The 250-nt window shown below is 60.0% G+C and carries 1 protein-coding gene; it reads right to left on the bottom strand.

Translation table 11 applies throughout. The features are described 5' to 3' along the window. Nucleotides 1-250: hypothetical protein (locus QP363_RS13325; protein ID WP_284764841.1), on the bottom strand; the 250-nt coding region annotated here is incomplete at both ends.

Raw genomic sequence — 250 nt, 5'->3', positions numbered from 1 at the left:
CAGAGTGCCAAGCAACGTCCACTTTCCGTTGGACTTGCCAAGTACCGCAGTGTACTTCTCTGCCTGCTGGCCGGGGCGGGTGATTGTTGTAAGCACCATCGCCGTCGTCTCGTCCACATCAGTCCAGGTGCTCTTGTCCACGTCCACCTTGGTGCCCTTCGGGAAGACCTCCGAAAGGTCCACCCCATAGAACTCCTTGGTGTTCGCCGACACCGCCTGATCCGGGTCCTTCGGAGCGTCGGTAACCGTC

This window comes from Corynebacterium sp. UMB6689 (assembly GCF_030215295.1).
Lineage (GTDB): Bacteria > Actinomycetota > Actinomycetes > Mycobacteriales > Mycobacteriaceae > Corynebacterium > Corynebacterium aurimucosum.
This window is presented reverse-complemented; position numbering and strand designations above follow the sequence as displayed.